Origin of the sequence: Nonomuraea sp. C10, assembly GCF_008017515.1 — a bacterium.
In the GTDB taxonomy this organism is placed as follows: Bacteria; Actinomycetota; Actinomycetes; order Streptosporangiales; family Streptosporangiaceae; genus Nonomuraea; species Nonomuraea ferruginea.
Genome location: NZ_VPFF01000001.1, coordinates 1,368,824 through 1,392,510, shown reverse-complemented (window position 1 = coordinate 1,392,510; position 23,687 = coordinate 1,368,824). Strand labels below are relative to the sequence as shown.

The following is a 23,687-nucleotide window of genomic DNA, read 5'->3' as shown; positions in this document are numbered from 1 at the left end:
TTATCGCTAACAACCATGGTGTCAACATCTGAGCGTAACCTCCTGGTAACGTTCACATGCACGCTCCTCGCAGGTCAGGACCGTGTTCGGGCCGAGAACAACCGCTGCAGCAGGATGAAGGCGAACAGCAGCATGCCGATGACGATCTTGGTCCACCAGGAGCTCAGCGTGCCCTCGAAACTGAGGACGGTCTGGATGAGGCCGAGCACCAGCACACCCAGCACGGTGCCCAGCAGGAAGCCGGTTCCGCCCGTGAGCAGGGTGCCGCCGATGACCACCGCCGCGATCGCGTCCAGCTCCATGCCGACCGCGTGCAGCCCGTACCCGGAGAGCATGTAGAACGACAGCACCACGCCGCCGAGCGCCGAGCAGAAGCCGGAGATCGTGTAGACCGCCACCTTCGTACGGCCCACTGGCAGGCCCATGAGCAGCGCCGACTGCTCGCTGCCGCCGGTGGCGTAGACCGCCCGGCCCAGCCGCGTGTAGTGCAGCACGTACGCGGCCACCAGCACCACGACCGCCGCGATGATCACACTCGGCGAGATCCACATGTCGGCGACCAGGTCGATCCTGGTCTGCGCGAACGCGGTGAACGTGGGGTCGGTGATCGGGATGGACTCGGTGCCGATCGTGTAGCAGAGCCCTCTGGCCAGGAACATCCCGGCCAGCGTGACGATGAACGGCTGGATGTCGAAGGCGTGGATCAGGTAGCCCATCACCAGGCCCAGGGCCGAGCCGACGAGCAGCACCAGCGGCACCACCACGTACGGCGGCCAGCCCGGCCCGGTCATCAGGCTCGCCGCGATCATCGTCGACAGCGCCACCACCGAGCCCACCGACAGGTCGATGCCGCCGGTGAGGATCACGAACGTCATCCCGACCGCCACGATCAGCAGGAAGGCGTTGTCGATGAAGACGTTCAGCACGATCTGCCCGGTGGCGAACCCCTCGTAGCGGATGCCGCCCGCCACGAACATGGCGACGAACAGGCAGGCCGTCACCAGCACCGGCACGTACTTGGCGGGGATCGTCCTGCCCCCGCCGAGGCTGAGCGTCGTCATGTGCTCACCCGTACTTTCTCCTCGGTCACGGGGCGGGGTGGAGCGGCCCGGCCGCGCCGGTGGAACACCTTGTCGCGGAAGGCCTGCGACTGGATCAGGCAGACCGCGGTCACCACGAGCGCCTTGAACAGGAGCGTGGTCTCCGGCGGCACGCCGATGGAGTAGATCGTGGTGGTCAGCGTCTGGATGATCAGCGCGCCGATCACCGTGCCGCCGAGCGAGAACCGGCCGCCGGCCAGCGACGTGCCGCCGATCACCACGGCCAGGATGGCGTCCAGCTCGATCCACAGGCCGGCGTTGTTGCCGTCGGCGCTGGACACGTTCGAGCTGATCATGAGGCCGGCCACGCCAGCGCACAGGGCGGCGAACGCGTACACCATGACGATGATCCCGCGCGCCCGGATGCCGGCCAGCCTGCTCGCCTCCGCGTTGCCGCCGACCGACTCGATGAGCATGCCAAGAGCCAGCCGCCGGGTGAGGAACGCGGTGATCGCCAGCACGGCGATCACGATGAGGATGCCGAACGGCACCGTCAGCAGGTAGCCGCCGCCGATGAGCTTGAAGGCGGGGTCGTTGACGGTGATGATCTGCCCGTCGGTGATGAGCTGGGCCAGGCCGCGCCCGGCCACCATGAGGATCAGGGTGGCGATGATCGGCTGGATGCCGACCGCCGCGACCAGGAACCCGTTCCAGGCGCCGAGCAGCGTGCACAGGCCGAGCGCCAGCGCCACGGCCGCGAACAGGCCCTGGTCCTGGCTGATCTGCAGGCAGGCGAGCGCCCCCGAGATGGCCACGATCGAGCCGACCGACAGGTCGATGCCGCCGGTCGCGATGACCAGCGTCATGCCCAGCGACACCAGGATCAGCGGCGCGCCGAACCGCAGGATGTCGATGAGGCTCCCGTACAGGTGGCCCTCGCGGAGCTGGATGGAGAAGAAGCCCGGCGTGAAGATCAGGTTGACCAGTAACAGCGCGGCCAGGACCAGGATCGGCCAGAGCAGACGGCGCATCAGGTCCTGCCTCCGCTCGCGATGGTCTCCATGATCACGTCCTTGGTCAGCTCGTCGTCGTTGGGCAGCTCGGCGATCATCCGGCGGTCGCGCAGCACCGCGACCTTGTGGCTGAGCCTCAGCACCTCCTCCAGCTCGGCGGAGATGAACAGCACCGCCACGCCGCCGCCGGACAGCTCGGCGACCAGCCGCTGGATCTCCGTCTTGGCGCCCACGTCGATGCCGCGGGTGGGCTCGTCGAGGATGAGCAGCCGCGGCTCCAGGATCAGCCAGCGGGCCAGCAGCACCTTCTGCTGGTTGCCGCCGCTGAGGTTGCGCACCGGGATCTCCGGGTTGGGCGGGCTGATCCGCAGCGCCTTGACGTACTTGTCCACCAGCTCGTCCTGCTGCTCGCGGGGCACCGGCCTGGTCCAGCCGCGGGTGGCCTGAAGGGCGAGAACGATGTTCTCGCGGACGGTGAGGTCCTCGATGAGGCCGTCGCGCTTGCGGTTCTCCGAGCAGAAGGCGATCTTGTGGCCCATCGCGGCCCTGGGCGTGCGCAGTGTGACCGGCTCGCCGCCGATCGAGAGCTGCCCGGCGGCGTGGTCGGCGCCGAACAGCAGCCGGGCCACCTCGGTGCGGCCGGAGCCGAGCAGCCCGGCGAGCCCGACCACCTGGCCCTCGTGGATGGTCAGCGTGAACGGCTCGATCGCGCCCGGCCGGCCCAGATCGCGGGCCTCGACCAGCGGCGTGGCGAAGCTCCTCGCCTCGCCGTGCAGCTTGTCGAGCGCCTCCAGCTCCTGGCCGATCATCTTGGCGACCAGCTCGACCTGGCTGAGCTCGCGGGTGAGGTACTCCCCCACCAGCCGCCCGTTGCGCAGGATCGTCATCCGGTCGGAGATCTCGTACACCTGGTCCAGGAAGTGCGTGACGAACAGGATGGCGATGCCCTCGTCCTTGAGCCTGCGCATCACCTGGAAGAGCTGGCCCACCTCGTCGGCGTCCAGGCTGGAGGTGGGCTCGTCCAGGATGAGCACGCGGGCCTCGACGTCGAGCGCGCGGGCGATGGCCACCATCTGCTGGATGGCCAGCGAGTACGACGACAGCGGCGCCGAGACGTCCAGGTCCAGGTCCATCCGCGCCAGCAACTCCCGGGCGCGGGCCCGCATCCGCTGCCAGTCGATGCGCCCGAAGCGGCGCGGCTCGCGGCCGATGAGGATGTTCTCGGCCACCGACAGGTTCGTGCAGAGGTTGACCTCCTGGTAGACGGTGCTGATCCCGGCCTGCCTGGCCTCCAGCGGGCTGCCGAAGGCGACGGGTTTCCCGGCCAGCTCGACGGCGCCCTCGTCGGCGGTGTGCACGCCGGTCAGCACCTTGATCAGGGTGGACTTGCCCGCGCCGTTCTCGCCCATGAGCGCGTGCACCTCGCCGGGCAGCAGCCGCAGGTCCACGCGGTCGAGGGCGCGCACGCCCGGGAACTCTTTGCCGATCCCGCTCATCCGCAGGATCGGCGCGGGTGCGTCCATCCGGCGCCCCCTCCCTTCCCGACCGGGCCGGCCACGCGGCCGGCCCGGTCGTCAGCGATCAGTACTGCCGGCTGGGCAGGGCCTCCTTGGCCTGCTCCTGGGTGAAGGTGGTCTCCTCCGTCACCACGCGGGCGGGTACGCTCTCGCCGGCGACGACCTTCTTGGCCAGGTCCATCAGCTGCGGCCCGAGCAGCGGCGAGCACTCCACGATGTAGTTGATCTTCCCGTCGGCGAGCGCCTGCATCCCGTCCTTGACGGCGTCGACCGTGATGATCTTGATGTCCTTGCCGGGCACCTTGCCCGCGCCCTCGATCGCCTCGATCGCACCCAGGCCCATGTCGTCATTGTGCGCGTAGAGCACGTCGATGTCCGGATGCGCCTTCAGGAAGGCCTCCATGACCTCCTTGCCCTTGGCCCTGGTGAAGTCGCCGGTCTGCGAAGCGATGATCTTGAACTTCGGGTCGGCGCCGATGACCTCGGCGAAGCCCGACTTGCGGTCGTTGGCCGGGGCCGAGCCGGTCGTGCCCTGCAGCTCGACGATGTTGACGGTGTCGGAGGCGTCCTTGTACTCCTCCACCAGCCACTGGCCGGCCTTCTTGCCCTCCTCGACGAAGTCGGAGCCGAGGAAGGTCTTGTACAGGGAGGTGTCCGCCGAGTCGACGGCCCGGTCGGTCAGGATGACCGGGATGTTGGCGCCCTGGGCCTCCTTGAGCACGGTGTCCCAGCCGGACTCGACGACCGGCGAGAAGGCGATGACGTCCACCTTCTGCTGGATGTAGGAGCGGATCGCCTTGATCTGGTTCTCCTGCTTCTGCTGGGCGTCGGAGAACTTGAGCGTGATGCCGGCTTCCTTGGCCGAGTCCTGGACGGACTTGGTGTTCGCGGTCCGCCAGCCGCTCTCCGCGCCGACCTGGGAGAAGCCCATGACGATCGCGTCGCCGCCGCCGCCTCCTCCCGCTTCGGAGCCGCCGCCGCTTTCGGAGCCGCATCCCGCCAGGGTCGCCGCGGCGAGCCCGGCGACGACCAGCATCGAGATCCTCTTCAACACGTGGGGGGTGTCCTTTCTGAGTTGTGAGCGCTAACACCTGGGGCGTGCGAGCGCCGTCCTGCAAGTGGCCGGGCTCAGCGCCCGGCCGTGCTGACGCGGGGGACGAACATGGGTGGGACGACGAGCCGCCCGCTTGCCTGCGGTCCGCCTGCCTCGATCTGCCGCAGCAGCACCCCGATGCTGTGCCGCCCGACCGCGCCGAAATCCTGCCTGATGGTGGTGAGCGGGGGCGAGAAGAACGCCGACTCGGGGATGTCGTCGAAGCCGACGACGCTCACCTGGCCGGGCACTCTCACCCCCTTCTCCGTGAAGGCCCGCAGCACGCCCAGCGCCATCTGGTCGTTGGCCACGAAGACCGCCGTGACGCCGGCCATGCTGGCCAGGCTGCGCCCGGCCTCGTAGCCGGAGCGGGGGCTCCAGTCACCGGCCAGCGGCTCGGGCGCCTCCCGGCCGGCCCGTTCGAGCGCGGACCGCCAGCCGGCGACCCGTCCCTCGGCCTCCAGCCAGTCGCCCGGCCCGCGCACGTGCCAGACGGTCTCGTGGCCCAGGTCCAGCAGGTGCTGGGTGGCGAGCCTGCCGCCCTCGACCTGGTCCACGCAGACGACCGGCACCTCGCCGGCCTCGCCGCCCTCGACCGCGACCACCGGGATGTCGAGCGGCAGGTCGGCCAGCGCCTGGGCGGCCGACCGCTGCGGCGCGACCACCACGATGCCGTCGACGCCCTGGTCGGCCAGGTAGTCGAGGGCGTCGCGGACGCCGGTCTTGTCGATGGACTTGAGGCTGACGATGCTGATGAAGTAACCGGCCGCCCTGGCCGCCTGCTCGATGCCGTACACCGTGCTGGCCGGCCCGTAGAGCGTGGTGTCGAAGCTCACCACGCCCAGGGTCCTGGAGTGCTTGGTGACCAGCGCGCGGGCGACGAGGTTGCGGCGGTAGCCCAGCTTGTCGATCGCCTCCAGCACCCGGGTCCGGGTCTCGGTGCGCACGTTGGGATGGTCGTTGAGGACGCGCGAGACCGTCTGGTGGGAGACGCCGGCCTCCTTGGCCACGTCCGCCATCACCGGCGGGCGGCGTCCTCGGTCAACTCCCACGGCCATGCTCCTTTCGGGCTTGGGACGACTGTGAACGTTAACAAGCCGGTCCGTCAAGGATCGTTTCGATTACGGTCGCGTTACGCGGCGGACTCTTGACGGGCCGCCGGACGCGCCCTTAACTAAGCGCTGTTGCTCATTGTTAACGCTAAACCTTGGTTGTTAGCGTTAACAAGTCTCACCCCCCGAGGAGCTCCGTGTGACCCCGACTCGCCTTGGCCGTCATGCTCGTGGCGGGGCTGCTCACCGCGCCGGCGCACGCGCGGGCGGCGGAACCGGTCCCGGACGGCGCGGCCGTCGACCAGTTCGACGCCGGCGCGCTCGGCCCCGACTGGACCGTGCTTTCCCGCGACGACAGCCGGTGGTCGCTCACCGAGCAGCCCGGCTCGCTGCGCGTGCACGCCCTGCCCGGCGACACCTACCAGGGCACGAACACGGCCAGGAACCTCTTCCTCATGGACAACATCCCCGCCGGCCGGTCGTGCCCGAGGGCATGTTCACGCTCCGGCACACGGGCGAGGACCCGTACCTGTCGGCCGACGCCTCCGGCAGCGTGCGGGCGTCCGCGAAACCTCCGATGACCGGCCTCGCGCTGACCGCCGAAGCAGGCGGGAAGCTGAAGGACACGGCCTCCGGAAAGTACCTGGAGGTCTCCCGCCCCCGGGTCAAGCTGGGCCCCCTCTACGCCGAGCTGGTGCAGAACCGCTCGTTCGAGTTCGACCGGGTCGACGAGCCGAGCTACCACGGCCTGACCGCGTGGAGCGAGGTCGAGCGCGGCGGCACCGCCGCCGCGGCGGTCTCCGGCGAGCGGCCGCTCAACCCCGCCAACCGCAACTACCTGCGCCTGGAGGTGACCGGCGGCCCGGCCGGGGTGCTGAACGCGGGCTTCAACACCGGTCTGCCGCTGAAGCGGGGCGCGCGCTACGACCTGTCGTTCTGGGCCCGCCGCGACACCCCCGGCACGGTGACGGTGACCGTCGAGAGCGGTCCGGACTCGTACGGGAAGGCGGCCGTCAAGGTGCGGGCGGGCGGCTGGACCAAGTACGAGACCTCGTTCAGGGCGACCGGCACCACCGACGCCGGCCGGCTCGTGCTGCTGGCCCCCGAGGGCAGGACCGATCTCGACATGGTCTCGCTGTTCCCGCGTGAGACGTTCAAGAACCGGCCGAACGGCATGCGGGAGGACCTGGCCCGGCTGATCGCCGACCTGGAGCCGCGCTTCCTGCGCTTCCCCGGCGGCCGCGTGACCAATGTCGGCACGTACGACCCGTACAGCGAGAACCAGGACCGGCGGCGCATCTACCAGTGGAAGGAGACGATCGGGGTCGGCGGACAGGCGGACTGGTCGAACTACACGGTGACTCCTCCGCTCCCTGAAGGGAGCGGCTTCTCGCTAAGCCGCTTGCGCAGCCTCACGAAGGGCAAGCCCTGCCCTCACGATGTTGACCGCCGCGTTCACGTCAGCGTGCGCGACATGCCCGCACGACACGCACCGGAACTCGGCCTGGGTGAGGCGGTTCTCCTTCGCCACGTGCCCGCAACGCGAGCACGTGCGGGAGGTGCCGGCAGGGTTCACCGCGATCAGCTCTCGACCGGCGCTCTCAGCCTTGTGCGACAGGATCGTCAGGAACACCCCCCAACCCGCATCCAGAATCGAACGATTGAGGCCCGACTTCTGGGCGACATTCCGGCCGGGCTGGTCAAAGGTGCCGGACGCGCGGCGGGTCATGTTCGCGATCCGCAGGTCCTCGTGCACGATCACGTCATAGGCGCCGACCAGGACAAGCGCGGCCTTGTGCGCGTGGTCCAGGCGCTGACGGCGGACCTTGCCGTACAGCGCGGCCACGCGGGCCACCGCCTTGCGCCGCCGCCGGGAGCCGCGTTTCTTGCGGGCCAGGTCGCGCTGCGCGTCCGCGAGGCGGTCGGCGGTGGCGGCGAGGCGGCGCGGGTTCGCCACGTGCACGCCGTCGGAGGTGGTGACGAGCGAGGCCACGCCCATGTCGATCCCGGCCACCGCACCCGTCGCAGGAAGCAATTCGGCAGGCACGTCGTCGCACGACAGGACCACAAACCAGCGGGAGCCCTCCCGCTTGACGGCGATCGTCTTCACCCGGCCTTTCACGGGCCGGTGCCGGTGGACGCGGACATGCCCGACACCCTGCAACCGGACGAACGTGGCCGACGGATGCTCGGGCTGGGAGTCCCACCGGCAGCCGTCGCCGTCCTTCGGCCACTCGACGGTGTCGAACCGGCCACGGCCTTTGAAACGCGGAAAGCCCGGGGTCTCCCCGGCCTTCACCCGGCGGAAGAACGCGCCGAACGCCTTGTCGAGCCGTCGCAGGGTGGCCTGCTGGGAGGAGAACGACCAGCGGCCCTGCCCGCCGATGTCGTCACCCCGGATGTGCTTCAGCTCGGCGGACTGGTCGCCGTAACGGACGCTCACGCCCGCTTTGGCGTAGGCGGTGCGGCGGTGCTCCAGGGCGGCGTTGTAGAGCTGCCGGTGGTCCTCCAGACACGCGGTGAGAGCGATCTCCTGGTGGCGGGTGGGGCGCAGCAGGAACTTGAACGACCTGCGCACACCCCACCCCCTGTCACGTTCGGTAACGACAACACCACGGTATCGGCTGGCGCCGACATAACCGGGAAGGACATCCGTGATGCGCGGACCTGACAGGTCAGGGCACGCTCGGGCCTTGGCGGCCCTCCCGCTCCCGATTCCCCCGCCGCCTGAAGGCGCCGGTCCCCTCGGGAGGATCTGATGGAGCTGACCGCCCGCAAGGTGGGCGGAGCGGAGGGCTTCCTGGTGATGTTCGGGGTCCGCGACAGCGGAAACTTCTACTGGTGGAACCTCGGCGGCTGGAACAACACCCAGTCGGCGGTGGAGAAGGCGGTTAACGGCGCCAAGGCGTCGATCGCGACCTCCGCCACCACGATCGAGACCGGGCGCGACTACCGGCTGAAGGTGGAGGTGTCCGGCCGGAAGATCACGCTCTGGCTGGACGGGCAGAAGGTGAACGAGTTCACCGACCACGCCGTGGTGGAGCCGCTCTACCAGGTGGTCTCGAAGGACGCGAAGTCGGGCGACCTGGTGATCAAGGCCGTCAACGCGCAGGACACCGCGGTGCGCGGCACGGTGGACCTGGGCCGGGCGCGCGTCGGGCGCACGGCCACGGTCACCTCGCTGACCGGCTCGCCCTCGGACGTCAACTCCATCGCCGACCCGGACCGGATCGCGCCGGTGGAGCAACGGGTGACGGGCTTCTCCCGCTCGTTCGCCTACGACTTCCCGGCCCACTCGGTCACCTTCATCAGGCTGGGCGGGGACCGGTGAACCGGGCGGCCCGGGCGGGGGCACACGCCCGGGCCGCCCTCTCACATCCGGGCGGTGGAATCCCTGATGACGAGCTTGCAGTCCATCTTGTGGACCCCCGGCGTCGCCTTGCCGCCGATCGCCGCGAACAGGTGCTGGGCCGCCGTGCGCCCCAGCCGCTCCAGGCTGGGGTCAACGGTCGTCAGCGGCGGCCGGGTCTCGGCGGCCAGCACCTCCCAGTTGTCGTAGCCGACCACCGCGAGGTCGTCGGGCACCCGCCGCCCCAGCTCGCGGGCCGCCTCCACGAACCCGGCCGCGATCTGGTCGCTGCCGCAGAAGACCGCGTCGATCTCGGGGCCCGCCGTCAGCAGCATCTCGGCGGCGTGCCGCCCCCACCGCTGCGACCACGTGCCCCACAGCGTCTCCCCGGCCTGCGCCACCCCGGCCTCGCCGAGCGCCGCGGCCAGCCCTTCGGCGCGGTCGCCCGCGGCCTTGTAGTCGACCGGGCCGGTGACGTGCGCGATCCGGCGCCGCCCGAGCGCGAGCAGGTGGCGCACCGCGAGCATGGCCCCGCCCACGTCGTCGGGCACGAACGAGACGTCCGACGGATCCTCCGACGGCCCGTACGCGTACACGACCGGCACCGGCAGGTCCTTGCTCACCGAGGGCCGCGGGTCGGTGCTCTCCCCCACCACGATCAGCCCGTCGACGCGCCGCGACAGCAGCGCCCGCAGGTGGTGCTGCTCCCTGATCGCGTCGCCGCGGGCGTCGCACAGCAGCACCGCCATCTCCCCCGCGCCGAACGCGTCCTCCGCGCCGAGCAGCACCGGGATGCTGAACCGGCCGGCGCTGTCGGAGGTGAGCAGCCCCACCGTGCGGGTCTGTCCGGACAACAGCCCGCGCGCGAGCGGGCTCGGCTGGAACGCCAGCTCCTCCGCGGCCGCCAGCACCCGCTGCCGGGTGGAGGCCCGCACGTCCTGCCGCCCGTTGAGCGCCTTGGACGCCGTGGCGACCGACACCCCCGCCAGCGAGGCCACGTCGTTGATGGTCGCCCGCCTAACCGCCATCTCTCGAAACCCTTTTCTCTCACCGATCAGCTAGAGAAGACCCTAACACCGTTGACATGGCCAGAGGTTTCTTCTACGTTTCCGAAAACCTTTTAGTCCGCGGGGACCGAAGGAGTCACCATGAGACGACGGCTGGCCGGAATGGCCACCCTCGCGTTGTTAACGCTCACCGCCGCCTGTGGCGGGGGTGGGGGCGGAGGCGGGCAGCAGCCCGCCGACGAGCCCGTGACGATCACCATGTGGACCAGAGCCGCCACCCAGGCGCAGAGCGAGCGGCTGGTCAAGGCGTACAACAGCAGCCACAAGAACCAGGTGAAGCTGACGGTCATCCCGACGGACAACTACCAGCCGCGCATCGCCGCCGCCGCGGGCGCCAAGCAGCTGCCCGACGTGTTCGCCGCCGACGTCATCTTCGTGCCGAACTACACCTCGCAGGGCCTGTTCCTGGACATCACCGACCGGATCGCCGCCCTGCCGTTCAAGGACGGCCTGGCCCCGTCCCACATGAAGCTCGGCACCCAGGACGGCCGCCAGTACACGCTGCCGCACACGCTCGACCTGTCGGTCTGGTTCTGGAACAAGGACCTGTACGAGAAGGCCGGGCTGGACCCCGAGCAGGGGCCGAAGACGCTCAAGGAGTTCGCCCAGCACGCCACCACCGTCCAGGAGAAGCTCGGCAAGGACGGCAAGGTGCACGGCACGTTCTTCGGCGGCAACTGCGGCGGCTGCTACGTGTTCACCTTCTGGCCCTCGGTCTGGGCGGCCGGCGCCCAGGTGATGAACGCGGAGGGCACCGAGTCGCTCAACGACCAGCCGGCGATGACCGACGTCTTCAAGATCTACCGGGAGCTGCACGAGAAGGGCGCCACCGGCCCCACCACCAAGGAGGAGCAGGGCCCGACCTGGACCGGATTCTTCCCGAAGGGCGAGATCGGCGTCATGCCGATGCCCTCGACCACGCTCGGCATGATGCCGGCGGACATGAAGATCGGCGTCACCGCGATCGCCGGCCCCGACGGCGGCGAGTCCACCTTCGTCGGCGGCGACTCGATCGGCGTCTCCTCCACCTCGCAGAACGCCGACGCGGCCTGGGAGTTCCTGTCCTGGACCGTCTCGGACGAGGCGCAGGTCGAGGTCATGGCCAAGAACAAGGACGTGGTCGCGCGTACCGACCTGGCCGACAACAAGTACTCGGCCGAGGACCCGCGCGTAGTGCTGATCAACTCGCTGGTCGGCAAGGGCGAGACGCCGTACGCGCTGCGTTTCGGGCAGACGTTCAACGACCCGCAGGGGCCGTGGCTGCGGCTGGCCCGCGAGGCGGTGTTCGGTGACGCCGCCAAGGCGGGCGAGCTGAACGCCGAGGTCACGAAGTCCCTGCAGCAATGACGTTGACCGTCCGCAGGCCCAGGGGACGGGCGGGGCACGGCGCGCCGCCCGTCTCATGGTGGCGCGGCCGCAAGGCCCAGGGCTGGCTGTACGCCATGCCCACCGCCGTCATCGTGGCCGTCCTGTTCATCGCGCCGCTGCTGCTGGTGCTGTGGATGTCGCTGAACCGCTGGCCCCTGCTGGGGCAGGCGACGTTCAACGCGCCGGACAACTACACGAAGATCGCCGACAACGCGCTCTTCGTGGACTCGGTCTTCTTCACGCTCAAGTACACGGTGATCATCACGGTGCTGCTGTCGGCGGTCGCGCTCGGCCTGGCGCTGCTCGTGCAGGAGAGCAGGCCGGGGGTCGGGTTCTTCCGCACCGCGTTCTTCCTGCCGGGCGCGGTCGGCTTCGCCGCCACCTCGCTGCTGTTCTACGGCATGCTGAACGCCGACTTCGGCCCGATCGACCCGATGCTGCGCGCGCTGGGCGTCACCGACGAGCCGGTCAAGTGGACCGGAACCCCGAACATGGCGCTGTTCTCCACGATCGCGCTGGTGCTGTGGCGCTTCGCCGGGTTCAACATGCTGATCCTGCTGACCGGCCTGCAGGCGATCCCGACCGAGGTGTACGAGGCGGCCAGGAGCGACGGCGCCAACCGGTGGCAGATCTTCACCCGCATCACGCTGCCGCTGCTGCGCCCGACGCTCGCGCTGATGCTGATCCTCAGCATCACCGGCTCCCTGCTCGCCTTCGACCAGTTCTTCATCTTCACCAACGGCGGCCCGGACAACAGCACGGTGTCGATGGTGATGGTGATCTACCGCGCCGCGTTCTTCCGCTTCGACCTCGGCGGCGCCGCGGCCATGTCGGTGGTGCTGCTGGTCGCGCTGGTCGGGCTGAACGTCCTGATGATGCGGAGGCTCAGATGAGGTACTACACGACCTTGTCGGCGCTGGCGGTGCTGTTCCTGTTCCCGCTGCTGTGGAGCGGCTACGCCTCGCTGGAGGAACCGTCCAACTACGTCGAGATGGCCGCCTACGGCGAGGGCGTCGGCACCTACGCCGCCAACAGCGTGCTCGTCGCCGTCATGACCGTCGGCGGCACGCTGGTGGTGTCGGCGCTGGGCGGCTACGCCTTCGCCCGCTTCGACTTCCCCGGCAAGAACCTGCTGTTCCTGGCCACGCTTGCCATCCTCATGGTGCCGTACGCGACGATCCTCATCCCGCTGTACGTGCTGCTCGGCTATCTCGGGCTGCAGAACTCGCTGGTCGGGCTGTCGCTGGTGTTCGTCATGTTCCAGCTCCCGTTCGCGCTGTTCATGATGCGCAACGCGTTCGAGGCGATCCCGCGCGAGCTGGAGGAGGCGGCGCTGGTGGACGGGTGCGGCACGTTCCTGGCGTTCACCAGGATCCTGCTGCACGCCGTGCGGCCGGCGCTGATCACCGTGGGCCTGTTCGCGTTCCTCGCCTCGTGGAACGACTTCTTCGCGCCGCTCATCCTGCTCAACGACGGCGCCTCGTTCACCCTGCCGGTGGCCGTGGTCAGCATGACCTCGCGCACCATGGGCGCGATCGACTACGGCATGCTTCAGGCCGGCGTCATGGTCATGGCCGTCCCCTGTCTCATCCTGTTCATCGTGCTGCAGCGCCACTACGTGCGCGGATTCATGTCAGGAGCTCTGCGTGGCTAACCCTGTCCTGCCCTCCTCGGGCGTGCTGTCTCCCCTCGGCCTCGACGCGGTACGGATCTCGCCCGGTTTCTGGGGCGACCGGGTGGCGCTCAACCGCGAGGTCACCATCGCGCACTGCAGGGAGTGGGAGGAACGCGAAGGCTGGATCGGCAACTTCCGCGGCGAAGGCCCGCGGCGGGGCCGGGAGTTCAGCGACTCGGAGATCTACAAGCTGCTGGAGGCCATGGCCTGGGCGGACCATCCGGACCTGCCCGAACTGGCCGAGACCGTGGCCCGGGTCCAGGAAGGCGACGGCTACATCAACACCCGCTGGTCGGGCAGCCGCTACACCGACCTGGAGTGGGGCCACGAGCTCTACTGCTACGGCCACCTCATCCAGGCCGGCGTCGCCCGGCTGCGCATGCACGGCGAGGACCGGCTGACGCGGGTGGCGACGCGGGCCGCCGACCACGTCTGCCGCCGGTTCATGGAGGGCACGGAGACGTGCGGGCACCCCGTGATCGAGATGGCGCTCGTCGAGCTCTACCGGGTGACCGGGGTCGAACGCTACCTGGAGATGGCCCGGCGCTTCGTGGAGCGGCGCGGCCTGCCCGCCCTCGCCGACATCCCGTTCGGCCGCGGCTACTTCCAGGACGACGTGCCGGTCCGGCAGGCGCAGGTGTTCCGCGGGCACGTCGTGCGGGCGCTCTACCTGGCCTCGGGCGTGGTGGACGTGGCCGTCGAGACCGGCGACGAGGAGTTGCTGAAGGCCGTCGAGGCGCAGTGGGAGCGTACGGTCGCCCGCCGCACCCACCTGACCGGCGGCATGGGGTCGCGGCACCAGGACGAGTCGTTCGGCGAGGACTACGAGCTGCCGCCGGACCGGGCCTACAACGAGACCTGCGCGAGCATCGCCTCGATCATGCTGGCGCACCGGCTGCTGCTGGCCACCGGCGACGTCCGCTACGCCGACCTGACCGAGCGGACGCTGTACAACATGCTCGCCACCGGCGTCGCGCTGGACGGCCGGTCGTTCTTCTACGCCAACCCCCTGCAGGTGCGGGTGCCCGCGGTGCCGCACGACGGCGTCAACCACGCCGCCGAGGGCGGGCTGCGCTCCCCCTGGTTCGACGTGTCCTGCTGCCCCAACAACGTCGCCCGCACGCTGGCCTCGCTGCCCGCCTACCTGGCGACGTCCGGCGCGGACGGGGTGCGGATCCACCAGTACACGCCGGGCGAGATCAGCCACGGTGACCTGCGGCTGCGGGTGGAGACCGGCTATCCGTGGGACGGCACGGTGACCGTACGGGTGCTGGAGGGCGGGGCGGGCCGGATCTCGCTGCGCGTCCCGGCCTGGGCCTCCTCGGCGACGCTCGCGTACCAGGAGGCCGCCGCCTCCCCGGACACCCGCGAGACCCGCACGGTCGCGCCCGGGTACGCGGACGTGGAGAGGGAGTGGCGGGCCGGTGACGCGCTCGTGCTGGAGCTGCCGATGGAACCCCGCTGGACCTACCCCGACCGGCGGATCGACGCCCTGCGCGGCTGCGTCACCGTCGAACGGGGGCCGCTGGTGTACTGCGCCGAGTCCGTCGGGGACGAGCCGCCGCTCGCCGAGGTGGCCGTCCGGCCGGGCGCCCCGCTGTCCGAACACGCCCGCGGCGAGGTGGTCGAGCTGGAGACCGAGGCGGTGCTCGGCGCCTCCCCGGCGGGGGCGTGGCCGTACCGCGACCGTCCCCACGGATGGAACGGCGGCCCGGCGGCGGCGCTGCGGCTGATCCCGTACCACCGCTGGGGCAACCGCGGCCCGGCGACCATGCGCGTCTGGCTCCCGGTGGCCGACTGACGGGAACCCTCGCCGGCTCCCCGGTCGTTCTTCCGATAGACGATCCGGAGCCGGAGGAGAGACATGGGCTGGCACTACCGTAAGTCGATCAAAGTGGGACCCTTCCGGGTGAACCTGTCGCGGCGCGGCGTCGGGCACAGCGTCGGCAACCGCCGCATCCGCGTGTCCACCTCGCCGGACGGCCGCCGTCACGTCACCCTCCGCCTGCCGGGCGGCTTCCGTCTCGGAAAGACGTTCGGCGGGCGCCGCCGCTACTGATCCCCGGGCGCCAGGCCGGCCTGGCGGATGACGCGCTCCAGGTAGCGGCGGGTGTCGTCGTCGCGGGGGCCGACGAGCATGCGGTACATGGCCGCGCCCACCACCATGTCGACGGCCGCCTCCACGTCGGCGCCGGCGGCCAGCCGCCCGTCGCGCCGGGCGCGCTCCAGCGTCTCCAGGACGAGCCGCCGCCGCGGCTCGATGTAGGTCTCGCGGTACGTCTCCAGCAGCGAAGGATGGGTCACGCTCGACCCGATGAGCTGGGCCAGCACGGCGCGGAAGCGGGCGTCGCCGAACGTGGTCGCCCACGAGTCCATCAGCCGCCCGTCCTGCTCGGGGACGTCGGCGCCGGCCCAGATCTCCTCCTCGGGCGCGACCGTGCGGGCCCGCTCGATCGCCTGGACGAGCAGCTCCTCCTTGGACGACCAGCGCCGGTAGACGGTCACCTTGGCCACGCCGGCGCGCTTGGCGATCTGCTCGAAGTTCGCGCCCTCCAGGCCGCGCTCGGCGAACAGCTCCAGCGCGGCCTTCATGATCAGGTCGTCGGCCCCCGGGTCGCGCGGCCTGCCGCGGGGACGCCCGCCGCCCGTCACCGGAACTCCACCCGCCCCACGCCCTCGCCCGGCGCGAAGGCCGGGGCGTGCCCCGGCCGCAGCAGCCAGTCGGGGGTGAGCACGCCACCGAGGTGGTCGCGCAGCCGCCGGAACCCGTCCGCTTCCGGCAGCCCTTCGCGGAAGGCGGTGGCGACCTCTTTCTGGTAGGCCGTGTTGTCGTGCGCGAACAGCGGCGCCATGGCGGGGTCGGCGGCCAGCGTGCGCCGCACCCGCTCGGCGGCCTTTAGCTGGTCGGCGGTGGCCTGCCCGCCGACCGTCATCTGCCGCACCTGGCCGAGCGCCAGGTGCGGCAGCGTGTAGAGGGTGTCGCCCAGGAACAGCGCGGTGCCGCCGTCCATGCGCAGCGCCACGCACAGGTGGCCGGGCGAGTGACCGGGCGTGGGCAGCAGGACGACGCTGCCGTCGCCGAAGTGGTCGTGGCTCTCGGGGAAGGCGTGGAAGGGCCCGGACCCGTACGCGGGGAACACCAGGGCGTCCTGGACCTCCTCGAACGTGTGCGCGTAGAGCGTGCCCTGCTCCCAGTCGCGCCGGTCCAGCACGACGCGGGCGTGCGCCAGGTGACGGAGACCGCCGGCGTGGTCCTCGTGCACGTGGGTGAGGAACACGGTGGTGACGTCCTTGAGGTCGTAGCCGAGGCGGGCCACCCGCACCCGCAGGTCCTGCTCCGGGGTCAGCTGGTATTCGTTCCGCTCGGTCAGCAGGCGCGAGGCGAGGTTGTGCCGATAGTACCCGTCATGATCGTGGGCCTGCGCCCAGTTGACGCCCGTGTCGACCAGCATGAGCCCGTGTCGCGGGTGATCGATCAGGTACGCGTGGACCGGCACCGTGATCTGCGCCTTGTCCACCAGCGTGCGGACGTAACCGGGAAGCCCCTCCCACCCGTCGAGCCCGCCGTAGAACTGGCCGTACGGCACGACCGTGTCGCCGACGTGCAGCGGGAACACCCGCACCCGGCCGTCGGCGACGGGCCGCCGCGCCCCGGGCGCGCGCAGCGCCGCCTGCGTCTCGCGCCGCCACCTGGCCTCGATCTCGCTCCGGTGGCGGGCGACCGGGCCGGTGGACAGCCCTGCCAGCACGCCCAGCAGGATCCCGGCCCCGCCCGTCAGCAGTGCGCGCCTCGACGGCACCGCCCCGCCTCGTCCGCGCCGGACCGCGCCCGCGAGCGCCGCCATCAGGCACGCCACGGCCACGGCTCCGAGCAGCACCGGCGCGTCGGTGACGTAGAACACGACCGCGAAGTACAGGGCCAGCGTGCCCAGCCCGGCCGGGACGCCGAGGAACAGCAGCGCCCGCCGCCGCCCGAGCCGCCCCGGCCACAGCACGCCGCCGAGGAACGCGACGAGCACGACCCCGTACGTGACGAGCGCGACCGGCGGCACGTCCTTCAGCCGCAGGATGACCAGCCACACGGCGGCCATCAGCAGCCCGAGCACCGCGAGCGCGATCTTGCCCAGCGTCTTCATGGGAACCCTCCAATATGTATACGCAAACGACTGCGTTTACATATTAGGCCTTTCGCGGCCCGGCGCGTACGATCAGGAGATGTTCTTCGAGCCGCCACCGGCGCGGGAGGAGCTGACGAGCCCGCCGCGCCCGGAACTCCCCGCCTGGTCCGCGCCGCCCGGGACGGAGCTGGGCGCCGCGACGACGGCCGACCGGGTGCTCGCCCGCGGCCCGAACGTCGCCGTCGCGCTCTCGACGATCCGCGCGTTCTCCACCGGCTGCCTGCTGAACGTCGAGGTGGTGCTGCGGCAGGGCGACCTCTCCCCCGAGGCCTTCTGGGACCTCCAGATGTCCCTCTACCCCTTCGCCCGCATCAGGTCGTCGGGCGACCGGCTGCCCGACCGGCTGCTGCGGTTCGGCGTCCGCTACCCCGGCGGCGCCAAGGCCACCACCATCGAGGCGAACGGGCACATCCTGCCCGGACAGGGCCCGCCCGCCGGCCCCCTGCTCTCCTGGCTCCCCGTCGGCGGCGCCATGCGCGGCGGGCATGACCTCGCCGGCAACTCCATGGCCCTGTGGCTGTGGCCGCTGCCCCCGGCCGAGCCCTTCGAGTTCGCCGTCGAATGGCCGCTCGGCGGCATCGGCCTGACCTTCACCGAACTCGACGGCGCCACCGTCGTCTCCGCCGCCCGGCGCACCGCCCCTTACTGGCCGTGACGCGTGCCCGACAGTCCGCCGCGGGCGGGTACGGCCTCATGGCCGGAGCCCTGACCGGGCCACGGATCGCGGCGCCTATCCAGCGCGCAACCGGCACGGCCCGCGCCGGCGGTCACTTCACGCCGTCGACGAAAGGCTTGGCCACCTCCATCACGGCCTTGCGCGCGGCGGCCGGGTCGAAGACCGGCTCCTGATAGCCCGGGGCCTCGACGACGCCCCCGCCGGTCGTCGTACCCCTGAAGGTGAACTCGATCGTCTTCTCGCCGGACAGCACCTTGACCAGGATCTCCCGCGTGGGCTTGCGGTCCGGCTCCTTCGGCCTGGTGGTGGCCGACTCCACGGCGAACGCCTTCTCGCCGAGGCCGGAGATCTCCTCGCGGGCCTCGAAGGTCGTGTGGGTCACCTCGTTGCCGATGCCGCCCTGGGCTCGGTAGCGGTCGTACTTCTTGGCGTCGCGGTCGAACTGGAAGGCCGATCCGGTGTCGCCGCCGCCCCAGTCGACCACGCGGGCGGTCAGCTCGCCGCCACGGGCGGTGAACTCCTGACCCGGCTCGTGCTTGACCTGCTCGCGGATGTTCCAGGTGCAGGCCGTCTGCTTGATCCTGCCGTCGTTGGTGCCGACGGACGGTCCTGAGACCGCGGGGAAGAACGCCGACTCGACGTTCTTGACCGTGAGGATCCCGCACGGCCCGTCGATCCTCACCTTGCCGGCGTCCTTGGCCATCTCGGCGGTGACGTGCTCGGCGACCTTGTTCGCCGCGGCCCGCACCTCGTCGCCCGTGGGGTACTTGGCGCCGCTCCTGTTGCTGCCGCCGTACTCGACCTTGATCAGCCAGGGACCCTGCCGGATGTGGACGGCGGCCTTGAGCCCGCTGTGGCCGATCGAACTCTGGCTGTACGACTCGTCGCCGTACTGCAACTGCGTGAGCTCGCCGAACGCGGAGCCGGACGTCCTGCCGTCGACCCGCTTGCCGTCCCGGACGTTGACCCGCCGCTCGTGCGCCTTCTTGTCGTCGGCGAACCGGCGCTTGGCCCGCTCGACGGCGTTCTCACGCTCGCCGCTCCGGGCTTCCACCGAGATGCTCAGGCTGCGGTGGCCGAGGACGCCGCCGCCGACGTCCATCTTGTTGTCGCTCCACGAGCAGGCCGCCCGCTTCTCGCTCTCGGTGGCCGCCCCGGTGGACGCGTCCTTCCCGCCGTACCTGCCGTCGGTGACCAGGCTCTTGCGGAAGGCGTCCGGCACGGCCGCGCAGAGCTGATCGCCGGTGATCGCCCGCAGCTTCACCGGCGCGACCGACGGCGTCGGCTTGCGCTTCAGGGTCGGGAGGCGGTCCTCGCGCTCGAGGGCGCCGGGTGGCCGTCCGCCGTCGTCTGGACGGAGGAGCAGCCAGCCGCCGACCACCGCGCCGATCAGCATGATCACAGCCAGCCCGGCGAGTACGGCGATCAGCGGGCCCTTCCCGCCCCCTCTGGGCGGCGGAGGCCGCCACCCCCCACCGGCCCCGCCCGGCCCGGCCGGTCCCCCGTGCCATCCCCCCGGCCCGGCGTGCCGTCCCCCCGGCGCGCCGCCCGGTCCTCCCGGCCCGGCGTGCCGTCCCCCGGGGCCGCCGCCCGGTCCCCCTGCTCCGGCCGGCGGGAAACCGCCAGGGTGCCCGTGAGGCCCACCGGGCATACCCTGCGCACCGGGGCCCTGTCCGTAGGAGGGCGGGTATGGGGTGGACATCGGGACCTCTCGCGAATCGTCCAGCGGCTGAGCGGTTCGGACGGTCTCTCGGCCGGCGGGCACGCTCCGCCGTCAACCCCCGCACCGCAGCAGAGCCTACGGACTGCGCGAATGCTGGCGTGTCAGGTGAACACCCGACAAAAGGTGATCGGGGTCAGCGTCCGTCGCGCATGCCGAACAGGAAACGGGTGACCCGGGTGCGCCGTACCAGGAGGTCGTAGGCGGCGACCGTGAGGACCAGGGACGCGGCCACGATCAGCGGATATTTGACGACGATCGGCGCGTCCAGCCTGACCACCCCGTACGCGACCGCGACCACGATGGGCTGGTGCAGGACGTACAGAGGAAGCACGCCCGCCGCCAGATAGGCGTAGACGCGGCGGCGGGCCCCGCCCCGCGGGCGCGTGGCGGGGGGCCGGGCGGCGGCGCGGCGGTCGAGCAGGCCGAGGATGCCGACCAGCAGGCACCAGCCCGCCGCGCCGTACATGGCACGCGCGACGGCGGCCATGGGGGTCAGGTCGGTGAAGGGGTCGCCGCCGGCGAGCAGGAACATGGGCAGGCCGACCACGGGCAGCGCCAGGCCGACGGCGGCGGCCAGCGGCGCGTCGCGGCGGATCGCGGCGCGGAAGCGGTCGTCGGCCGCGAGCACGAAGCCGTAGCAGAAGAACAGCAGGTACGCCCAGCGGCTCCACCCGGCGTACTCCTGTTCCAGCCCGGCCAGCGCACTGAGCAGCGACACCGGCACCGCGGCCGCCAGCAGCGCGCCGCGACGCCCGGCGGCGACGGCGGCGAGCCGGTCGCCGATCGCGCGGGCCCGGCCGGCGGGGAACCAGCGCGCCACGGCCGCGAGCATGAGGGCGAACACCAGCAGCAGCAGCATGAACCACAGGTGCCCTGTCTCGAAGTGCTCGCCCTGCAGCACGAAGGGGAACTCGGCCAGGTCGAACCGGGCCTCGAAGAAGCGCGGCAGGAAGGCCAGGTAGGACTCGTGGTAGCCGGGATCGGCGCGCAGCCGCAGCCACTGCGGCACCGGCACGATCGTGAGCGTGCCGAAGACCAGCGGCACGCCCAGCCGCAGCAGCCGCTCGGCGGTGAAGCCCGCCGGACCGCGGCGGCGCAGCGAGTGCCAGGCGCCGAAGCCCGCGATGAGGAAGAGGATCGGCATCGCCCACACCACCCCGAGGGCGGAGACGACGATGGACGCCCCGGTGGTCTCGGCGTTGCGTACGTAGAAGTCGTCGGAGGCGTCGAAGACCAGCGCCGCGTGGAAGAACACCAGCCCGACGACCACCAGCACCCGGATCGAGTCGAGCTCGCTCCGGCGCGTGGGGGACGCGGGGGGCACGGGGGGCACGGGGGGCACGGTCTCCCCGTCGGCGGGTGAGGCCGGGCGCGGTTCCACGATCACGTGCCCCGGACCTTCTCGTAGCGGGCGGGCGCCCCTGGCTGCTCGTTCATCCTGTTGCCTCCCTCGGCCCAGAGCTTCCCGCCGGACAGGAAGGCGTCGATCTCGGCCTGTTCCGCCGGCTCGATGGCGCGGTCCGCGCGCCATCGGGCGGCGGTCACGCGCAGGTACGGCCGCGCGGCGGCGACGTCGACGGCGTCCAGGAACGCGCCGAGCATGATCTCCTGCCAGTTCGGCACCGGCGCCTCGGGCACGGCGGTGGTGGCGAGGATGAGCCAGGTGCAGGCGACGTCGGCGCCCGGCGCTCCCCTGGCGGCGTTGGCCCAGTCGACGATGCGCGGCCCGGCGGCGGTGACGATGACGTTGGCGGGATGCAGGTCCAGGTGGAGCAGCCGGTTGCCGGGGCAGCCCCCGGCGCCCTGGAGCCAGCCGGGCGCGCGCACCCGCGCCACCGTGCGCAGCAGCTCGGCGAGGAGCCGGCCGTACGACGCGAGGCGGTCGGGGCGCCGCAGCGCCGTCTCCCTCAGGCTCGGGCCCTCCAGGCGCTCCATCAGCAGGTCGGGCCCGTCGGCGTCGAAGACCTCGGGCGTCGGGATCCCGTTCCTGCGGGCGTGGCGCATGATCGACGCCTCCTGCTCCAGGCTGCGTCCGTGCCTGGAACGCTTGACGACCTTGCCCGCGCCCGCCTCGAAGACGAGGCAGTCGTGCCCGGATGCGATCAGGGTGCCCACACGCATATTTGTCAGATTAGTCAGTAAGGATGCCGGGCCGGAATCGACGGCCGTTGACCGCTTTTTGCGGCAACTTGTTGCCACCGGCCATGCCCGCGTTCGTGGCTATCGTGAGAGGGAACATCCGGCGATCGCGTATATCGGATTATTCAAATCCTAATGGTGTGGCATCTGAGGAGGTGACACATTGCTGGTGGTAACCGATCTCGTCAAGCGGTACGGCACGGTGCAAGCCCTCGACGGATTCACACTGAATGTGGCAGCCGGTGAAATCGTGGGACTGGTCGGGCACAATGGTGCGGGCAAGACGACCTTTGTGGAAATCGTCTCCGATTTGATCCGCCCCGACAGCGGTCACGTGACCATTGACGGTAAACCGCCGTCCGCCACGCGCGGCCAGGTCGGCGTCGCACCCCAGCACATCGCCCTCTATCCCTCCGTCACGGTGCGCGAGCACCTGGAGCTGTTCGGCAGGCTCGCCGGGCTGAGGCCGGCGGCGCTGAGCGCGGCCATCGACGACCTCGCCGGCATCCTGCGGCTCTCGGAGATCATGGACAGGCGGACCGGGAAGCTCTCCGGCGGCCAGCAGCGGCGCACCCAGGCCGCGACCGCGCTCGTGCACCGGCCGGCCCTGCTGCTGCTCGACGAGCCGACCGCGGGCGCCGACCTGGAGACGCGGCAGGCCATGCTCGACGTGGTCAAGCAGCGCGCCGGCGAGGGCGCGGCGGTCGTCTACACCACCCACTACCTCCCCGAGCTGACCGAGCTGCAGGCGACGATCGCGGTCGCGCAGAACGGCCGGGTCATCGCCAGGGGCACCTACGAGGACCTGGCCAAGGACCTGCCGGGCGAGGTCCGGGTGACGCTGGAGGACGAGGAGGAGATCTCCGTCTCCACCACCGAGCCCACGGCGACGCTGATCGAGCTGCTTGGCCGCCTCGACCGCCCGATCAGCTCGGTCGACGTGCGCCACCCGTCCCTCGACGACCTCTACAGATCCCTGGCGGTCCACGATGCTTGTTGACAGCGTGCCGCGCCCGGCGGGCGCGTTCGACGCGCTCTACCGGATCTCCGCGATGGCCAGGCACAACACGATCATCCGGCTGCGCGACCCGGGCCAGGCGATCAGCTACGTGGTCATGCCGATGGTCCTCATGCTGGTGCTCAAGCCCCTGTACGTGCGGGCGGTCGACGGGGGCGCCACCCAGGTGTCCACCGGACTCATGGTGATGTTCTCGGTGTTCGCGATCTCGCTGGCCGGCAACGCCATCCTGTCCGAGCGCACCTGGCGCACCTGGGACAGGCTGCGCGTGAGCCGGGCCGCGGCCGCCGAGCTGCTGGTGGGCAAGATCCTGCCGATCTTCGCGATCATGGTGGTACAGCAGGTGCTGCTGCTGACGTACGGGTGCCTGGTCATCGGGCTGCCCGTGCCCAGCGCGCCGCACTACGTGCTGGCGGCGATCCTGATCTGGGCCTTCGCGCTGCTCGCGCTCGGCGCGCTGCTCGCCGCGATCGTGCGCAGCCACGGCGAGCTCAGCGTGATCTGCGACGTGGGCGCGCTGACGCTCAGCTCCCTGGGCGGCGCCCTGGTGCCGCTGAGCCTGATGCCCGAGTGGGCGCAGCTCGTGGCGCCCGCCTCGCCCGGCTACTGGGCGCTGAACCTGATGCAGGCCGCGGTGCGCGGCGACCTGGCGGGCATGCTGCCGTCCGCCGCGATCCTGCTGGCGATCGGCCTGGCGGCGGGCGCGTTCGCGGCCCGGCGGCTGGCCCGCGGCTGGGGCCGCGGCGGGCTGATCTGAGGCGAGTAAGCAATGGCGACTT

General features: G+C 71.1%; 22 protein-coding genes and 1 pseudogene. 11 read left to right on the top strand and 12 right to left on the bottom strand.

From position 1 onward, the window contains the following. Positions 1-74 precede the first annotated feature (74 nt). The 5 genes from yjfF to FR742_RS06350 form a co-directional block, all read right to left on the bottom strand. Positions 75-1,061: a galactofuranose ABC transporter, permease protein YjfF gene (gene yjfF / locus FR742_RS06370; protein WP_148030074.1), complete on the bottom strand. Its 987-nt coding sequence runs from the start codon at positions 1,059-1,061 to the stop codon at positions 75-77. Continuing rightward, positions 1,058-2,071 (bottom strand): ABC transporter permease, encoded by a 1,014-nt coding sequence (locus FR742_RS06365; RefSeq protein ID WP_148030073.1) that lies wholly within the window; start codon positions 2,069-2,071, stop codon positions 1,058-1,060. Before FR742_RS06365 ends, yjfF begins: the two co-directional genes overlap by 4 nt. Beyond that, positions 2,071-3,576 carry a sugar ABC transporter ATP-binding protein gene (locus FR742_RS06360; protein WP_148030072.1) on the bottom strand — a complete coding sequence of 502 codons (1,506 nt, stop codon included), beginning with the start codon at positions 3,574-3,576 and terminating at the stop codon, positions 2,071-2,073. Before FR742_RS06360 ends, FR742_RS06365 begins: the two co-directional genes overlap by 1 nt. 58 nt (positions 3,577-3,634) lie before the next feature. Next, positions 3,635-4,624 (bottom strand): ABC transporter substrate-binding protein, encoded by a 990-nt coding sequence (locus FR742_RS06355; RefSeq protein ID WP_222708856.1) that lies wholly within the window; start codon positions 4,622-4,624, stop codon positions 3,635-3,637. Between the two features lie 74 nt (positions 4,625-4,698). Next, complete coding sequence (locus tag FR742_RS06350; protein WP_396989218.1) at positions 4,699-5,721, bottom strand: LacI family DNA-binding transcriptional regulator; 1,023 nt, start codon at positions 5,719-5,721, stop codon at positions 4,699-4,701. Between the two features lie 218 nt (positions 5,722-5,939). Between FR742_RS06350 and FR742_RS44355 the strand changes: the two genes are divergently transcribed. Next, entirely contained in the window at positions 5,940-6,296 is a 357-nt protein-coding gene (locus FR742_RS44355; RefSeq protein ID WP_187281397.1) for a hypothetical protein, read from the top strand. Beyond that, a pseudogene (locus tag FR742_RS45600) lies at positions 6,209-6,799 on the top strand (carbohydrate binding domain-containing protein); the annotation flags it as partial. The gene FR742_RS44355 and the pseudogene FR742_RS45600, both read left to right, overlap by 88 nt. A 309-nt stretch (positions 6,800-7,108) precedes the next feature. On the opposite strand, the gene FR742_RS44350 reads toward FR742_RS45600, so the two are convergent. Further along, positions 7,109-8,293, bottom strand: coding sequence for an RNA-guided endonuclease TnpB family protein (locus FR742_RS44350; RefSeq protein WP_187281396.1), 1,185 nt, complete (start codon positions 8,291-8,293; stop codon positions 7,109-7,111). Positions 8,294-8,473: 180 nt separating this feature from the next. Between FR742_RS44350 and FR742_RS06340 the strand changes: the two genes are divergently transcribed. Further along, entirely contained in the window at positions 8,474-9,046 is a 573-nt protein-coding gene (locus FR742_RS06340) for an alpha-L-arabinofuranosidase C-terminal domain-containing protein (RefSeq protein WP_148030070.1), read from the top strand. 41 nt (positions 9,047-9,087) lie between these two features. Here the strand turns inward: FR742_RS06340 and FR742_RS06335 are convergent, their stop codons facing one another. Further along, positions 9,088-10,092: a LacI family DNA-binding transcriptional regulator gene (locus FR742_RS06335; RefSeq protein WP_148030069.1), complete on the bottom strand. Its 1,005-nt coding sequence runs from the start codon at positions 10,090-10,092 to the stop codon at positions 9,088-9,090. 120 nt (positions 10,093-10,212) lie between these two features. Between FR742_RS06335 and FR742_RS06330 the strand changes: the two genes are divergently transcribed. The 5 genes from FR742_RS06330 (at position 10,213) to FR742_RS06310 (ending at position 15,233) form a co-directional block, all read left to right on the top strand. Further along, complete coding sequence (locus FR742_RS06330) at positions 10,213-11,478, top strand: sugar ABC transporter substrate-binding protein (protein ID WP_148030068.1); 1,266 nt, start codon at positions 10,213-10,215, stop codon at positions 11,476-11,478. Further along, positions 11,475-12,392 (top strand): carbohydrate ABC transporter permease, encoded by a 918-nt coding sequence (locus FR742_RS06325; RefSeq protein ID WP_148030067.1) that lies wholly within the window; start codon positions 11,475-11,477, stop codon positions 12,390-12,392. Before FR742_RS06330 ends, FR742_RS06325 begins: the two co-directional genes overlap by 4 nt. Continuing rightward, positions 12,389-13,153: a carbohydrate ABC transporter permease gene (locus FR742_RS06320; protein WP_148030066.1), complete on the top strand. Its 765-nt coding sequence runs from the start codon at positions 12,389-12,391 to the stop codon at positions 13,151-13,153. Before FR742_RS06325 ends, FR742_RS06320 begins: the two co-directional genes overlap by 4 nt. Further along, on the top strand, positions 13,146-14,975 hold the full coding sequence (locus tag FR742_RS06315; protein ID WP_148030065.1) for a glycoside hydrolase family 127 protein: 1,830 nt from the start codon (positions 13,146-13,148) through the stop codon (positions 14,973-14,975). The genes FR742_RS06320 and FR742_RS06315 overlap by 8 nt, the downstream gene beginning before the upstream one ends. A 63-nt stretch (positions 14,976-15,038) precedes the next feature. Then, on the top strand, positions 15,039-15,233 hold the full coding sequence (locus FR742_RS06310) for a DUF4236 domain-containing protein (RefSeq protein WP_148030064.1): 195 nt from the start codon (positions 15,039-15,041) through the stop codon (positions 15,231-15,233). Here FR742_RS06310 and FR742_RS06305 read toward each other — a convergent pair. Then, entirely contained in the window at positions 15,227-15,826 is a 600-nt protein-coding gene (locus tag FR742_RS06305) for a TetR/AcrR family transcriptional regulator (RefSeq protein WP_261808377.1), read from the bottom strand. The two genes, FR742_RS06310 and FR742_RS06305, sit on opposite strands and share 7 nt — an antisense overlap. After that, the gene (locus FR742_RS06300; protein WP_148030063.1) at positions 15,823-17,310 is read right to left on the bottom strand and encodes an N-acyl homoserine lactonase family protein; all 1,488 of its coding nucleotides are present in this window, start codon (positions 17,308-17,310) and stop codon (positions 15,823-15,825) included. Before FR742_RS06300 ends, FR742_RS06305 begins: the two co-directional genes overlap by 4 nt. A gap of 79 nt (positions 17,311-17,389) precedes the next feature. Here FR742_RS06300 and FR742_RS06295 point away from each other — a divergent pair, with 79 nt between their 5' ends. Beyond that, on the top strand, positions 17,390-18,007 hold the full coding sequence (locus tag FR742_RS06295) for a hypothetical protein (RefSeq protein WP_148030062.1): 618 nt from the start codon (positions 17,390-17,392) through the stop codon (positions 18,005-18,007). Positions 18,008-18,119: 112 nt separating this feature from the next. Here the strand turns inward: FR742_RS06295 and FR742_RS06290 are convergent, their stop codons facing one another. The 3 genes from FR742_RS06290 to FR742_RS06280 form a co-directional block, all read right to left on the bottom strand. Then, positions 18,120-19,424 carry a hypothetical protein gene (locus tag FR742_RS06290; RefSeq protein ID WP_187281023.1) on the bottom strand — a complete coding sequence of 435 codons (1,305 nt, stop codon included), beginning with the start codon at positions 19,422-19,424 and terminating at the stop codon, positions 18,120-18,122. A 460-nt stretch (positions 19,425-19,884) separates the two neighbouring features. Then, complete coding sequence (locus FR742_RS06285; RefSeq protein ID WP_187281457.1) at positions 19,885-21,084, bottom strand: acyltransferase; 1,200 nt, start codon at positions 21,082-21,084, stop codon at positions 19,885-19,887. Between the two features lie 50 nt (positions 21,085-21,134). After that, the gene (locus FR742_RS06280) at positions 21,135-21,872 is read right to left on the bottom strand and encodes a phosphotransferase (protein WP_148030059.1); all 738 of its coding nucleotides are present in this window, start codon (positions 21,870-21,872) and stop codon (positions 21,135-21,137) included. A gap of 187 nt (positions 21,873-22,059) precedes the next feature. On the opposite strand from FR742_RS06280, the gene FR742_RS06275 reads away from it, so the two are divergent. After that, positions 22,060-22,890, top strand: coding sequence for an ABC transporter ATP-binding protein (locus tag FR742_RS06275; protein WP_315970644.1), 831 nt, complete (start codon positions 22,060-22,062; stop codon positions 22,888-22,890). Then, complete coding sequence (locus FR742_RS06270; RefSeq protein ID WP_148030057.1) at positions 22,880-23,665, top strand: ABC transporter permease; 786 nt, start codon at positions 22,880-22,882, stop codon at positions 23,663-23,665. Before FR742_RS06275 ends, FR742_RS06270 begins: the two co-directional genes overlap by 11 nt. The last annotated feature ends 22 nt before the right edge of the window (positions 23,666-23,687 follow it).